Raw genomic sequence first — 13,051 nt, forward strand, 5'->3', positions numbered from 1 at the left:
TACTCAATTCAACTGTGGGAGGGAGCAAGCCCCCTCCCACACAGGCCCTGAGTTTATTTCAGAAGTGTTTTGAGTTGCTCGATCCCCGCCTCACCCAACGGGAACACCGGCAACCTTGGATCCCCCACCTCCAGCCCGGTCAGGCGTAACCCGGCCTTGATCGTCGTCGGCAACCCGCCCTTGAGGATGAATTGCAGCAACGGCAACTGCCGGTAGAACAGCTCTCGTGCTTTATTCAAGTCATTGGCCAGCACTGCCTGATACAGGTCCAGGTTGAGTTGGGGGATCAGGTTCGGCGCCGCGGTGCACCAGCCTTTGGCACCGGCCGCGAAAGCTTCCAGGGCCAGCGGGTTGCAGCCGTTGTAGAACGGCACGTCACTCTCCAGTTTTAACTGGTGCATGCGCTGGATGTCGCCCGTGCTCTCCTTGACCATGGTCACGTTGTCGACCTGCTTGAGGATGCGCAGGATCAACTCCACCGACATGTCGGTACCGCTGGTGGCCGGGTTGTTGTAGAGCATGATCGGCACGCCGATGCTGTCGCCGATTGCGGCGTAGTGGGCGAGGATTTGCGCTTCGCTGAGTTTCCAGTATGAGGCGGGCAGCACCATGACCACATCGGCACCGTGCGCCTCGGCATAGCGCGCACGGCGAACGGCCTTGGCGGTGGTCAGGTCGGACACGCTGACAATGGTCGGTACGCGTTTGGCGACTTTCTCGATGCTGTAGGCACTGACTTCGTCCCACTCGGCATCGCTCAGGTAAGCGCCTTCGCCGGTGCTGCCCAGCGGCGCGATGGCGTGGATGCCGCTGTCGATCAAGCGCTCGATAGAACGCCCGAGTGCATCGAAGTCAACACGCTGGCCATCAGCACTGAACGGGGTGATGGTGTAGCCGATGATGCCGTGAATAGTTGGATTGGACATGGGAAAACTCCGGTCGAAAAAGGGGGCGATCAGTTCAGGCAATCGGCATGTTTACGCAGATTCTGCCGCGCGTAGTAATTGAACGCAGCGCCGTGGCGCTTGGGCTTGGAAATCCAGTCGTGGGCCTCGCGCCCCAGCTCTGGCAGGATCGGCTTGACGGTGCCCGCGGACATCGCCAGCAACTGCAACTTGGCCGCCCGCTCGATCAACTGCGCGATGACACAGGCTTCTTCGATGCTGGCCCCGGTGGACAACTGGCCGTGGTGCGAGAGCAGGATGGCGCGCTTGTCGCCCAGCGCCGTGGTGATTATTTCCCCCTCTTCATTGCCCACCGGCACGCCGGGCCAGGCCTCCAGGAACGCGCAATCTTCATACAGCGGGCAGAGGTCCATATGCGACACCTGCAACGGCACTTCCAGCATCGACAGCGCAGCAATGTGCGTGGGGTGTGTATGGATGATGCAGTTTACATCCGGGCGCCCGCGGTACACCCAGGTGTGAAAGCGGTTGGCCGGGTTGGGGATGCCATGACCTTCGAGCACTTCCAGGTCTTCGTTGACCAGCAGCAGGTTGCTGGCGGTGATTTCGTCAAAACCCAGGCCCAGTTGCTGAGTGTAGTAGGTGCCAGGCGCAGGCCCGCGTGCGGTAATTTGCCCGGCCAGGCCGGAGTCGTGGCCGTGTTCGAACAGAATTCGGCAAGTCAGCGCCAGCTTTTGGCGCTCGGTCCACGTATTATCTGCCAGGCTGTTTTGCATCTGGCTCAGGGCTTGCTTGACCAGTTGGTCTTTTGGGAGTGCTAATGTCTTGGCCATATCGGTGTCCTTTGGGTAGTTCAATGGACGTCGGATTTGCTGCTCGCCCGCTGCTCGCAAGGTCGTTGGGTGACTGCAAATGACACTAAAGATGCTATATGACACCTTGTGTCATTAGCAAGCACGGCTCATCGCTTTCTGCATGGATTAACCGCAGCAAATGTCTATCCGTTTGAAATTACTGAGAAAAAAACTTGGCGTAACCCTGGAGGCCCTGGCCGAAAAATCCGGGATGACCAAGAGTTACCTGTCGAAAGTGGAGCGTGGGCTCAACACACCGTCCATTGCTGCTGCGCTGAAACTGGCCAAGGCGCTGAACGTGAAAGTCGAAGAGCTGTTCAGCGAAGGCAACGTCAGCCTCGACAGCTACAGCCTGGTGCGCAGCCATGAACGGCCCGACACGTCACCGGGTTATGCGGTACTTGCCCATCAGGTGAGCGAGCGCAGCCTGTTGCCGTTCATCATCTACCCGCCGGCGGAGTTTACCGACAAGACCTTCAAGGAGCATTTGGGGGAAGAGTTTTTGTTCGTGCATGAAGGCCAGGTGGAAGTGGATTTCATGAGCGAGCGGGTGCTGTTGAAGCGCGGCGATGCGCTGCATTTCAATGCGCAGAAACCCCACCGGATTCGCTCGGTGGGAGAGGTGCAGGCGCAGTTGCTGGTGGTGGTGCACAGCGCTGAGGAATGACGCTGATCCCGATTTGAAATGCAATCAAATGTGGGAGCGGGCTTGCTCGCGAAAGCGCAGTGTCAGTCACTGAAAATGTTGACTGACCCACCACATTCGCGAGCAAGCCCGCTCCCACATTTTGCTCAGTGTTCGACCGGGACTGAAAGCGCCGGATTACCCAGCGGATGCGTGCGCGCCGCGAAGAATTCAAGCTGCGCTCCTGTCCCTTCAAACAGCTGCGAATACCGCTGCTTCTGCTGACGAATAAAGCCATCAGTGCGCCCCGACACCGAGATCGCCAGGGTGGTGATACCGGCCTGGCGAATCGCATCCGCCAGGTGTTTATCCTGCGGCCCCAAGTCATGGCCGAAAATGCACAACGCGCCTTCATGGCTCAGCAACTGCTCATAACAGAACGACAGATAATCCGAACTGCGAATGCTCTTGAGCTTTTCTTCCACCTTGCCTTCACTGACGAACAGCGGCACATCGTCCAGCGTCTTGATCGTGTTGTTGATCGCGAAACTGCTGAGCAAGGTGCTGTCGGTGGACGGCAGTTTGCGCGCTGTGCCGTCAAGGTTGCGCACCAGATGCAGGCCGCCGTGCAGGTAGAGAATGCGCGTGGTGTCGGTGTGGGTATTGCACAGGTCGAAGCTTGAATCGGCGCTGCGGAACAGGTCGTCGATCCCGGGCGTGTGCAGGATTGCCCAGTAGTTGAGCAAATCGTAGTTGCTGGTGAAGACGGTGGCGTAGCGTGCCAACTCATTGTTGATCGTTGCCAGGGTCGATGGCTGCACCAGGCGCCAGGGGATGTGTACGGTGTGAATGGTGTTGATCAACGCTTCCTTGATCGCGTAATAGCGATTACGCGGCGCCGCCGAACTGACCGCCAGGGCCTTGTTGACCCGGCTGGTGGTTTTCAAGGCGCCCAGGGCTTGCTCGAAACTGCGGGTTTGCAGGGCATCGAACACGCTGAGTTCGGATTGGCTCAGGGGTTTTTCTTCAACGGTGCGGGCGTTTTCAAACAGCGAGTCGTAGGCAAAGTCTTCCCATATCGTGCGGCTGGCGCCGTTGCCGATCAGAATCCCGTTGAAGTCGATGGCGTCGCGCAGGGCGCTCCAGTCTTCAAGGTGGGCGTCAATATCCTGGAAATCCTTCATTGCGGCGGGTCTACTCGAAATCGGCTGGAGGGTGACTTTATCACGAGCTGAAGTTGATCCTGATCAAGATGTGCCATGCGGTACCGGTGGATTCTGTCGGCATAAAGCCTCTGAGGATCGACCATGAGCAGCACATTCTTCATCCCCGCCGTCAACATCATGGGCAGCGACTGCCTCGACGAAGCCATGACCGCCATTCGCGCCTACGGCTTTCGTAAAGCCTTGATCGTTACCGACACCGGCCTGGCCAAGGCTGGCGTGGCCAGCATGATCGCCGAGAAGCTGGCGATGCAGGATATCGACTCGGTGATCTACGACGGCGCCAAGCCCAACCCCACGGTGGAAAACGTCGAGAAGGGGCTGGCGCTGTTGCAACAGACGGCCTGCGATTTCGTGGTGTCCCTGGGCGGCGGCTCGCCCCATGACTGCGCCAAGGGCATCGCCTTGTGCGCCACCAACGGTGGACGCATCGGCGACTATGAAGGTGTCGACCAGTCGAGCAAGCCGCAACTGCCACTGGTCGCCATCAACACCACCGCCGGCACCGCCAGCGAGATGACGCGGTTTTGCATCATCACCGACGAAACCCGTCACGTGAAAATGGCCATCGTCGATCGCAACGTCACGCCGCTGCTATCGGTCAACGACCCGGCGCTGATGGTCGGTATGCCCAAGGGCCTCACCGCCGCCACGGGGATGGATGCGCTGACCCACGCCATCGAAGCCTACGTGTCCACCGCCGCCACACCGATCACCGACGCCTGTGCGATCAAGGCCATCGAGCTGATCAGTGCCAACCTGCGCCTTGCGGTGCGCGACGGCAACGACATGGCCGCACGGGAAAATATGGCTTACGCGCAGTTCCTCGCCGGCATGGCATTCAACAACGCGTCCCTGGGATTTGTGCATGCCATGGCTCACCAACTGGGCGGTCTGTACGACTTGCCCCATGGCGTCTGCAACGCCGTGCTCCTGCCCCACGTACAAAGCTTCAATGCCAGCGTCAGTGCCAAGCGCCTGAGCGACGTGGCCCGCGCCCTCGGCGCGGACATCAAGGGCATCACCGTGGAGGAGGGCGCCCAGGCCGCCATTGCGGCAATCCGTCGGTTGTCCCAGGACGTGGAAATCCCCACCGGCCTGCGTGAGCTGGGTGCCAAGTTGCAGGACATCCCAGTGCTGGCCGCCAACGCGCTGAAGGACGCGTGCGGGCTGACCAACCCACGTCGGGCGGATCAGCGTCAGATTGAGGAGATATTTCGTAGCGCGTTTTGATAGGGCAGCCTCAGGCGGCAGGCGTTAAGCTACACGCTCAACGCGTTCTACTTGAGCAAGCTTGCGGCGTGCCGCTGAGGTTACCTAATGAGAGTTCTGTTATTCGGCGCCACCGGCATGGTCGGCCAAGGCGTGCTGCGCGAGTGCCTGCTGGCGGCGGATGTGCAGGAAGTGGTCGCCGTCGGCCGTACGCCCCTGACCCAGCAACACAGCAAGCTGCACCAGGTGCTGCACAGCGACATGCTCGACTTCCAGCCCCTGGAGAACCTGCTGCAAGGGTTTGATGCGTGTTTCTTCTGCCTCGGTGTCTCGTCGGCGGGCATGAACGAAGCCCGGTATACCCACCTCACCTATGACCTCACCCTGGTAGCTGCCAGTACCCTGGCGCGGCTTAATCCGCAGATGACCTTTATCTACGTTTCCGGCGCCGGCACGGACAGTTCCGAGACGGGCCAATTGATGTGGGCGCGGGTCAAGGGCAAGACGGAAAACGCCTTGCTGCGCCTGCCGTTCAAGGCGGTGTACCTGTTCCGTCCGGGGATCATTCAGCCGTTGCACGGCGTGCGCTCAAAGACGCCCTTGTATCAAGCTTTCTATAGCCTACTGGGGCCGGTGCTTTCGTTTGTGCGGCGGGTAAAACCGGCTTGGGTGGTGAGCACCGAGACCGTCGGCCGGGCAATGTTACAGGCCGCGAGCCTGGGCGCGCCGCAGCCGGTGGTAGAGCAGGCCCAGATCAATCGCCTGGCGGCTGAGCGCCACTGAACTGGATCAATGCCACGCCGCCGATCAACAGCAACGCGCCCAACACCCGCGGCGTTGTCAGTTGGCGTTGCACCAGGCCGAACAGGCCGAAATGGTCGAGCAGCAACGACGCTAGAATCTGACCGGCCATCGCCAACGCAATAAACCCTGAGGCACCGAGTTTGGGCAGCAGCATCAACGCCAGTGAAATAAAACAGACACCGAAGGCGCCACCGGCCCACGTCCACAACGGAGCCTTGGTGATAAACGTCAGGCTCGGCAAGGGCAGACGCAAAGCGATAATCACTGGCAGCAGCACGATGATACTTACCAGCAACGACGCCAACGTGGCCCACAATGGATGGCCGAGGCCGCGCCCAAGATTAGCGTTGATTGCACTTTGAAACGGCACCACGGCTCCGGCGATCACCGCCAGCGCTAACAAACCCATCCAATGCAACACGCTCATCTCCATGCTCCCAGAAGTTTCGCTGGACTCTAGGCTATTCGTCGCGCAGATTTAAATTCCAAGTTCTTATACAGACCATGCAGCTGATGAATGATCTACGCCGCATCGACCTTAACCTGCTGGTGATCCTCGACGCCTTGCTCAGCGAGCAACACGTGACCCGCGCCGCCGAGCGCCTGCACCTGAGCCAGCCGGCGGTGAGCCACGCGTTGGCCCGGCTGCGCGATATGCTTGGCGACCCGCTGTTGGTGCGTCAGGGCGGCGCGCTGGTGCCCACGGCTCGGGCTCTGGAGTTGGCAGCGCCATTGGCCGAAGCGCTGGGCCAGGTGCAGGCATTATTGGCGCCGAATCGTTTTGACCCCACCTCGGCCAAGCGCCGCTTTCGCGTGGCGATGTCAGACTACAGCGCAGCGATCCTCCTACCTGGATTGGTCCGCGTCCTGCGCAGCGAAGCGCCGGGCATCGACCTGCAGATCATCCAGGCCAGCCGCGAAGGTATGGTTGACGGCGTGCTCAATGGCGATCTCGACCTGGCGGCGGGCGTATTCCCCGACATGCCCGCCGAACTGTGTACGACGCCATTGTTCGAAGAGCATTACACCTGCCTGGTCGACCGCCACAGCCTTGCACCCAGCGGTGCGCTGGACCTGCCGACTTACCTGTCACGCCCACATGTACTGTTGGAGATGCGCGGCAGCGGTACGCCGGAAATCGAACGGGCACTGGCTGCGATACGTGAACGGCGGCATGTGGCAATCAGCCTGCCACACTGGGGCGTGGCGCCTCAGTTGATCGAGGGCACGGATCTGATTTTGACGGTGTCGTCCCGGGGTTTACTGAATATCGACCATCAACATTTGCTGACCGTGCCACCGCCGTTTCATATTCCCTCGTTTGCTTTTGAGCTCGCCTGGCATGTGCGGCGGGGTGGTGATTCTGGGTTGCAGTGGTTGATTGGGCGGGTGTGCGGTGTATTGTCCGATGGTCACCGATAATAAGAGAAAACCTAAATGCTAACCGGCTTCAACCACCTGACCCTGGCCGTCACCGACGTGCCGCGCAGCGTCAGTTTTTATCACGATCTGCTGCGTGTTCAACTCGATGCCACTTGGGACAATGGTGCTTACCTTTCCTTGCCCGGGCTTTGGCTGTGCCTGTCGCTGGATCCGGTGCGCTCGACCACTGCGGCAATGGATTACACCCACTATGCCTTCACCGTCGATGCTGCTGATTTCACCGCATTGGTCGAACGCCTGCGGGCCGCCGGCGTGCAGGAGTGGCGTGACAACCGCAGCGAAGGCGCGTCGTTTTATTTCCTCGATCCCGACGGCCACAAGCTGGAGGTTCATGTCGGCGATCTGGCCTCGCGCCTGCAAGCTTGTCGCGCCAAGCCTTACGCAGGAATGAAGTTTTACCCACCGCAGTGAAACATGCAGAATCAATCACCTTTAAGAGTCCCTCAGAGCGTCTATTCATGACCCCATCCTTGCTGCTCGCCGTCCTTGCTTCGGGTTTTATCTACGGTATTACACCTGGCCCAGGTGTTTTGGCCGTGTTCGGCATCGGTGCTGCGCGTGGCCGACGTGCCGGAGCGGGTTTTTTGTGCGGGCATTTGCTCGGTGATGTGGTGTGGTGCAGTACTGCGCTGATTGCCATCGTCGGTGCGCGAGAAGTGGGCAGCAGTGCGTTTGATGTATTGGGCGTACTCAGCGGTGTGTATCTGTTCTGGCTCGGCTGGCGTGCGATCCGTACCCAGCGCCGCAACGGCGATGCCCCCCAGGGCGCCGCGCGGCACCCGTTCTGGCATGGCATTGTGTTCGGCTTGACCAACCCCAAAGCCTATCCGGTTGCCGTGGCGACTTTCACCGCATTGCTGTCCAGCCGTGCCGAGTTGTTGACGTGGTCGATGCTGCCGTCGCTGATCTTCCTGAGCTTTGTTGGCGGCCTGTTGGCCTATGGGATTTTGATCGGCGTGGTCGGCGCCCAACGAGTACGTACGGTGTATCAACGCCATGAAATCCTGATCACCAAGCTCTGCGGCGTGATGTTCATCGGCTTTGCCATTAATGCCCTGGCGCATGCATTGCCGGGCTTGTTCGCAAGCAAGCCTGCATGAAATGACGACAACCGTTCGTCGCACTGACAAGTTTTTTCTAAACCTTTGCGGCTCTGAAAATTCGAATCCAGGGCGGGTGTAGATCCCCGTACCTATTTTTGCTCTGGAGGAACCCATCATGAGCCGCATGGCTATCCGGTTACGCACCGCCAGTTTCGCGATGCTGCTGGGCCTCGGCGCCAGCAATGCTTTCGCCCAGTCGCCTGCTGAATTTATCGAGCAGGCTTCGGCCAAAGGTATGGCCGATATCGAAACCAGTCGCATGGCCCACGCCAAGACCTCGTCCCAAGAGATCAAGGACTACACCATTGAGGTCATCAACGAGCGCACCCTGGCCAACCAGCACTTGGCAGCCATTGCCAAGAAGCTCGATTTGCCGGTCGCGCCACGGGAAAAGATCGTCGATAAAGCCGAAACCCTGATGCCTGAACTCAAGGATGGCGACTCCTTTGACGCTGCCTATACCGCACAGCAGGTCAAGGAAAACGAAGACGCCATCGCCCTGTTCAAGAAAGAAGGTGCCGCGTCGGATGTGCCGGAGATAAAAGCGCTGGTGGATGAGACGCTGCCCAAGCTCGAAGAGCGTCTGCAAAAAGCCCGTGCCCTGGCGTCAACCTATGGCAAGGGTCACCAAGGCGACGGTTGAGACCGTAGCGTGAAATGAAATCGGCGGTTGGGGCCTACCCAACCGCCGTTTTTTTATGCCTGGTTCAGGTCTGTCTTGGTCGGCGCAGCGTTGTCAGCGCAACCGTTGTTCAAACTCAGGCTGCTGGTGTTGCCAATGTCGCGGTATTCCTGGCGCAGCTTTTCCAGTTCCTTGCGGTCCAGGCCATCGAGGCTGAGAACGGCATTCTGGGCATCCTTGGATACGCGCAGCAGCTCATCAATCTTGATATGCAGGATATCGTTGTCGCGGTTTTGCGTGTTCTGGATCAGGAACACCATCAGGAACGTGATAATGGTCGTCGAGGTATTGATGATCAGTTGCCAGGTGTCGTTGTAGTGGAAATAGGGTCCGCTCAGGCTCCATATCAGGATCAGTGCGACGGCTGTGTAGAAGGTTCGGGGGCTGCCTGCCCAGCGGGACAGGGTTTGCGAGACCGTGGAGAATTTCATTACCGTTTCCTGTGTGAAGAGGTGATGAATAATTGACCACGGCAGTTCTCTGAAATTTCTTTTAACAAATATCTCGGCAAGCAGTTCAGTCGCCGCCAAAGTCAGAGCGCCAGCTCTGCCTGACCTGCGCCTTCCAGCGCCAGCAAATACTGCTTGGCCTGCAACCCCCCGGCAAATCCGGTCAGCCCGCCTGATGCGCCAATCACCCGGTGGCAGGGGGCGACAATCGAGATCGGATTACGCCCATTCGCCGCACCGACTGCGCGTACAGCCTTGGGGTTGCCGATCTGTTGGGCAATCTGGCTGTAGCTGCGCGTTTCGCCGAAGGGAATTGTCAGCAGAGCCCGCCAAACCTGTTTCTGAAAATCGGTACCGGCGAAATCCAGCTCCAGCTCAAACCGATTGCGCGATCCGGCAAAGTATTCCGTTAACTGGCGTTGGGTTTCCAGCAATACCGGGCTGTCATTGGCCTCGACCAATTCACCCAGGCGCACACGGTTCGCGCGTTCCACTTCCCATAAAATGGCGCTCAGTTTGCCGTTGCGCGCCACCAGGGTCAGTTCACCGACAGGGGAAGGCATGAGCTTGAATTGGTAAGTCATGAGCGTGCTCCTCGAACAGGCGTTTAATGGGGATGACGCTACTCTATTTCCGCCAGCGGGCCTGGAAACTACGTTTCTTGCGGTCAAATTCTTGTCAGTTGAACGTTGCGGTAAACCCTTCGGTGTTGCTTCGCCGCGATTATCGATCCTGTTGCAATACCTTGAGTGCCGCGGACGCCAGAAACCCCGAGCGGCTTTTTTCTTCCGGGTGATTCAGTACGTAGTCATCGATGCGATTCAACAGATACCCCGGCAGGGTGATGTTGAGTTTTTGCGCCTTGCCCAGGTACTTGGTGACGTCGATGTCTACCACCGCCCAGGTGCAGCCTGCGTACTGTGGGTTGGCGGCGTGCAAGGTGACTTTCTGCGCGCTGGGAATCGGCGCGCCATCTTCTGCAAGGATCTCGAAGTGCCCCTCGATGGCTTCGCGGGCCATGGCCATGGCGTCGTCCAGGTCATCGCCGGCGGAATAGCACCCGGGAATATCCGGGACTTCCACGCCCCAGGCGTGGTCCTCGTCGCCCGTTGAAATTGCGATGGGATAAAGCATGTGTGTTGCCCTCCAGGGACGGTTAACTCAGCAGAGCCTGTTTCAAAATGCTCTTGGCGGTTTTATCCAGCAGGTCCTTTTTTGGATGAGGAATCGTGACCAGACCGGGCTTTGTCCGGTGCTTGAAGTGATGATGACTGCCCCTGATGCGCACCAGATACCAACCGTCTGCAACGATGTTACCTATCAAATAGCGGCTATCCACATCACCTCCTTGTGGTGTGTGTTGGTGGTGACTATAACTACTGAAAAAAAATTATCAACACTCTACCTACCGATGGTCGATGTCCGGTATTTCGGTAGCGGTTGAAGGAAGTGTATGGCGGCGCTGGAATGGCGCCGCCGAGACGTATTGCGGGATTTTTCGCGGTATTACGGGATGTGTAATGCCTGTTCAAGTACACCAATAAATGCGTCCACTAATACGCCTCTTCCTGATGTCGGGGTAAGTACCAATAACTGCGCACATGCGTCCACTTCCTGCAGCGGTCGATACGTCACGCCTTTGTTCATCAAGCTCTGGGTACATTCCGGGACCAGCGCAACGCCTTGCCCGGCCGCCACCAAGGCAATGATCGAAGTGATCTGTCGCCCGGTCGGCCCAGGGCGCAGGGGCTGGCCGTGGTGTCGGTAAAGTTGCTCGATGGACTGGTTCAAGCCAGACCCGTAATCGGCCGGAAACAGAATCAGCGGATAAGTGCTGAGTTGCGCCACGCCGAGCATCGTTTGGCTGGCCAATGGGCTGTCGCTGGAGACGGCGGCCACCAACCGCTCCTCACCCAGCGATAACGCCTGGACATCGGCGCTTTGCGGCATCAGGCGGCTCAAGCCGATATCCAGGCGTCCGTCCGCCACCTGGGCGCCCAGGCTGCCGGAGGCGCATTCCACCAGGGTCAACTGCACATCGGGAAAGCGCTGGGCGAATGCCTGGATCGCCTGGCTGAACAGGTCCGACAGCGCGATTGAACTGGCATATCCCAGTGCCAGTTGGCCCGCAGTGCCGGCGGCCAATTTACGCGCGATCACTTGCGCCAGTTCTACTTGCTCCAACACACCGCGGGCATAGGGCAGGAACGAACGTCCCTGAGCGGTGAGGGTGACCGTGCGGCTGGTGCGGTCAAACAGCTTGAACCCCAACTCTGCCTCCAGCGCAGAAATCTGCCGAGTCAGCGGCGGTTGGGCCAGATGCAGGCGAAGTGCCGCACGGCCGAAGTGCAGTTCTTCAGCGACCGTCAGAAAGTAACGCAGCTTGCGTAGGTCGAGCATCCTGATCCTTGGGTATCAATCGGTCGGAATTCGGTATTGGTTAAAGGCACGCCGGCCATTCTATAAAGGCCGCACAAAATAAAACGAGAGGTTTCATGAAACCGCGCCTGCATTGTGCCCGCCTTGCCCTGTTCCTGTGTGGCTGCGCGGCGTTCCTCAACCTCTACGCCACCCAGAGCATCCTGCAGGTGTTTGCGGCGCAGTTCGACATCAGCGCCAAGGCTGCCGGCTGGAGCATTACCGTGACCACGCTGGCGGTGGCGATCACTGCGCCATTTGTCAGCCACCTGACCCGACGCTTCGAGCAACGCACGGTGATAAGCCTGGCGGCGCTGTTGCTGGCGGGGCCGGCGTTGATGACGGCTTATGCTGACAGCTTCGCCGGAGTGTTGGTCTGGCGCTTTGTCGAGGGCATGCTGATCCCCATAGTGTTTGCCACGAGCGTGGCTTACATCGGCGATCGCTGGAGCGGTGGCACGGTGACTGAAGTCACCAGCCTGTATGTGGCGGGTACCGTGCTGGGTGGGTTCGCCGGGCGGTTCGTCACCGGAGTGGTGACCGAGTACGTGGGCTGGCGCGAAGCGTTTGAGTGGCTGGCCGTGTTGAGCTTGATGGTCGGCGGTTTTATCCAGTTTCTGCTGCCCGCCAATCGCCCGCGGGCGAAGCTGGCCAAGGCGGCTTGGTCAGGTGTTTTACGCACGCCGCTGATGGCTGCGTATGCCGTAGGTTTTTGCGTGTTATTTTCACAGGTCGCCGCCTTCACCTACGCAGGTTTGTACCTTGGCCTACCGCCTTTCAACCTCGGGCCTGCGGCCTTGGGAGCGCTGTACACCGTATTTCTGTTGGCGCTGATCGTGATACCCATCGCCGGCCGCCTCAGCAAAGCCCGCCCACAGGCAGAACTGCTGAGCATCGCCGCGGTGCTGGGCGTTTGTGGTTCGGCCCTGACCCTGGTGCCTTCCCTGGGGTGCATCGTGGTAGGCCTGGCCTTCAGCTCCACCGGCGTGTTCCTCGCCCAAGCCGCTGCCAATGCCTTCATCACCGCCAACGCTGGCGACAGCAAAGCAAGAGCAGTGGGGGTCTACCTGACCTGTTACTACCTGGGCGGTAGCTGCGGAGCTATCGTGCCGGCGCTGATTTGGGAGCGCTGGGGCTGGGCCGGGTGTGTGGGGCTGATCATCGGTTTGCAACTGCTGACCCTGTTGATCGCGTTGGTGGGCTGGAAGCCTGTCAAACCCGAACGGGTCAGTGCACAACGTTCTTGAATCTCAAATCCCAGGCATAAAAAAACCGGTCACCAGGGACCGGTTTCTATGCATCCTTCGCCAGATTTAGCCTGACGCAGGTGCCA

The 13,051-nt window shown here is 59.3% G+C and carries 17 protein-coding genes; 8 read left to right on the top strand and 9 right to left on the bottom strand.

Features of this window, described 5'->3' with window-relative positions; genetic code table 11:
- Window positions 1-53: 53 nt before the first annotated feature.
- Both TK42_RS02130 and TK42_RS02135 read right to left on the bottom strand, forming a co-directional pair.
- Entirely contained in the window at window positions 54-926 is an 873-nt protein-coding gene (locus TK42_RS02130; RefSeq protein ID WP_078820521.1) for a dihydrodipicolinate synthase family protein, read from the bottom strand.
- A gap of 29 nt (window positions 927-955) precedes the next feature.
- Window positions 956-1,738, bottom strand: a complete 783-nt coding sequence (locus tag TK42_RS02135; protein ID WP_005785944.1) for an aldolase — start codon at window positions 1,736-1,738, stop codon at window positions 956-958.
- 160 nt (window positions 1,739-1,898) lie between these two features.
- Between TK42_RS02135 and TK42_RS02140 the strand changes: the two genes are divergently transcribed.
- Window positions 1,899-2,426: a helix-turn-helix domain-containing protein gene (locus TK42_RS02140; RefSeq protein ID WP_032877297.1), complete on the top strand. Its 528-nt coding sequence runs from the start codon at window positions 1,899-1,901 to the stop codon at window positions 2,424-2,426.
- Window positions 2,427-2,551: 125 nt separating this feature from the next.
- Here the strand turns inward: TK42_RS02140 and TK42_RS02150 are convergent, their stop codons facing one another.
- Window positions 2,552-3,568, bottom strand: coding sequence for a DUF4917 family protein (locus tag TK42_RS02150; RefSeq protein ID WP_103733491.1), 1,017 nt, complete (start codon window positions 3,566-3,568; stop codon window positions 2,552-2,554).
- A 123-nt stretch (window positions 3,569-3,691) separates the two neighbouring features.
- On the opposite strand from TK42_RS02150, the gene yiaY reads away from it, so the two are divergent.
- Both yiaY and TK42_RS02160 read left to right on the top strand, forming a co-directional pair.
- Entirely contained in the window at window positions 3,692-4,840 is a 1,149-nt protein-coding gene (gene yiaY, locus TK42_RS02155; protein WP_103733492.1) for an L-threonine dehydrogenase, read from the top strand.
- A gap of 87 nt (window positions 4,841-4,927) precedes the next feature.
- Entirely contained in the window at window positions 4,928-5,602 is a 675-nt protein-coding gene (locus TK42_RS02160) for an NAD(P)H-binding protein (RefSeq protein ID WP_103733493.1), read from the top strand.
- On the opposite strand, the gene TK42_RS02165 is transcribed toward TK42_RS02160, so the two are convergent.
- Window positions 5,574-6,050, bottom strand: a complete 477-nt coding sequence (locus TK42_RS02165) for a DMT family transporter (RefSeq protein ID WP_078820525.1) — start codon at window positions 6,048-6,050, stop codon at window positions 5,574-5,576. The genes TK42_RS02160 and TK42_RS02165 overlap by 29 nt on opposite strands.
- Before the next feature lie 77 nt (window positions 6,051-6,127).
- Between TK42_RS02165 and TK42_RS02170 the strand changes: the two genes are divergently transcribed.
- The 4 genes from TK42_RS02170 (at window position 6,128) to TK42_RS02185 (ending at window position 8,812) form a co-directional block, all read left to right on the top strand.
- Window positions 6,128-7,045 (top strand): LysR substrate-binding domain-containing protein, encoded by a 918-nt coding sequence (locus tag TK42_RS02170; protein WP_177464402.1) that lies wholly within the window; start codon window positions 6,128-6,130, stop codon window positions 7,043-7,045.
- Window positions 7,046-7,060: 15 nt separating this feature from the next.
- On the top strand, window positions 7,061-7,477 hold the full coding sequence (gene fos / locus TK42_RS02175; RefSeq protein ID WP_005785954.1) for a fosfomycin resistance glutathione transferase: 417 nt from the start codon (window positions 7,061-7,063) through the stop codon (window positions 7,475-7,477).
- A gap of 47 nt (window positions 7,478-7,524) precedes the next feature.
- On the top strand, window positions 7,525-8,166 hold the full coding sequence (locus TK42_RS02180; protein WP_032877291.1) for a LysE family translocator: 642 nt from the start codon (window positions 7,525-7,527) through the stop codon (window positions 8,164-8,166).
- A 118-nt stretch (window positions 8,167-8,284) separates the two neighbouring features.
- A complete protein-coding gene (locus tag TK42_RS02185) occupies window positions 8,285-8,812 on the top strand; it encodes a DUF4142 domain-containing protein (protein WP_005785958.1) in 528 nt (175 codons plus the stop codon).
- Between the two features lie 53 nt (window positions 8,813-8,865).
- On the opposite strand, the gene TK42_RS02190 is transcribed toward TK42_RS02185, so the two are convergent.
- The 5 genes from TK42_RS02190 to TK42_RS02210 form a co-directional block, all read right to left on the bottom strand.
- Window positions 8,866-9,282: a low affinity iron permease family protein gene (locus tag TK42_RS02190; protein ID WP_103733494.1), complete on the bottom strand. Its 417-nt coding sequence runs from the start codon at window positions 9,280-9,282 to the stop codon at window positions 8,866-8,868.
- A 101-nt stretch (window positions 9,283-9,383) separates the two neighbouring features.
- On the bottom strand, window positions 9,384-9,884 hold the full coding sequence (locus TK42_RS02195; RefSeq protein WP_032877289.1) for a methylated-DNA--[protein]-cysteine S-methyltransferase: 501 nt from the start codon (window positions 9,882-9,884) through the stop codon (window positions 9,384-9,386).
- Window positions 9,885-10,023: 139 nt separating this feature from the next.
- A complete protein-coding gene (locus TK42_RS02200; protein ID WP_032877288.1) occupies window positions 10,024-10,434 on the bottom strand; it encodes a type II toxin-antitoxin system HicB family antitoxin in 411 nt (136 codons plus the stop codon).
- A 22-nt stretch (window positions 10,435-10,456) separates the two neighbouring features.
- Window positions 10,457-10,639 carry a type II toxin-antitoxin system HicA family toxin gene (locus tag TK42_RS02205; protein WP_078820528.1) on the bottom strand — a complete coding sequence of 61 codons (183 nt, stop codon included), beginning with the start codon at window positions 10,637-10,639 and terminating at the stop codon, window positions 10,457-10,459.
- Between the two features lie 167 nt (window positions 10,640-10,806).
- Window positions 10,807-11,700 (bottom strand): LysR family transcriptional regulator, encoded by an 894-nt coding sequence (locus TK42_RS02210; protein ID WP_103733495.1) that lies wholly within the window; start codon window positions 11,698-11,700, stop codon window positions 10,807-10,809.
- Between the two features lie 95 nt (window positions 11,701-11,795).
- Between TK42_RS02210 and TK42_RS02215 the strand changes: the two genes are divergently transcribed.
- A complete protein-coding gene (locus tag TK42_RS02215) occupies window positions 11,796-12,965 on the top strand; it encodes an MFS transporter (RefSeq protein WP_078820530.1) in 1,170 nt (389 codons plus the stop codon).
- Window positions 12,966-13,051: the final 86 nt, after the last annotated feature.

Origin of the sequence: Pseudomonas sp. GZJR-8 (genome assembly GCF_002916705.1) — a bacterium.
Taxonomy (GTDB): Bacteria; Pseudomonadota; Gammaproteobacteria; order Pseudomonadales; family Pseudomonadaceae; genus Aquipseudomonas; species Aquipseudomonas synxantha_A.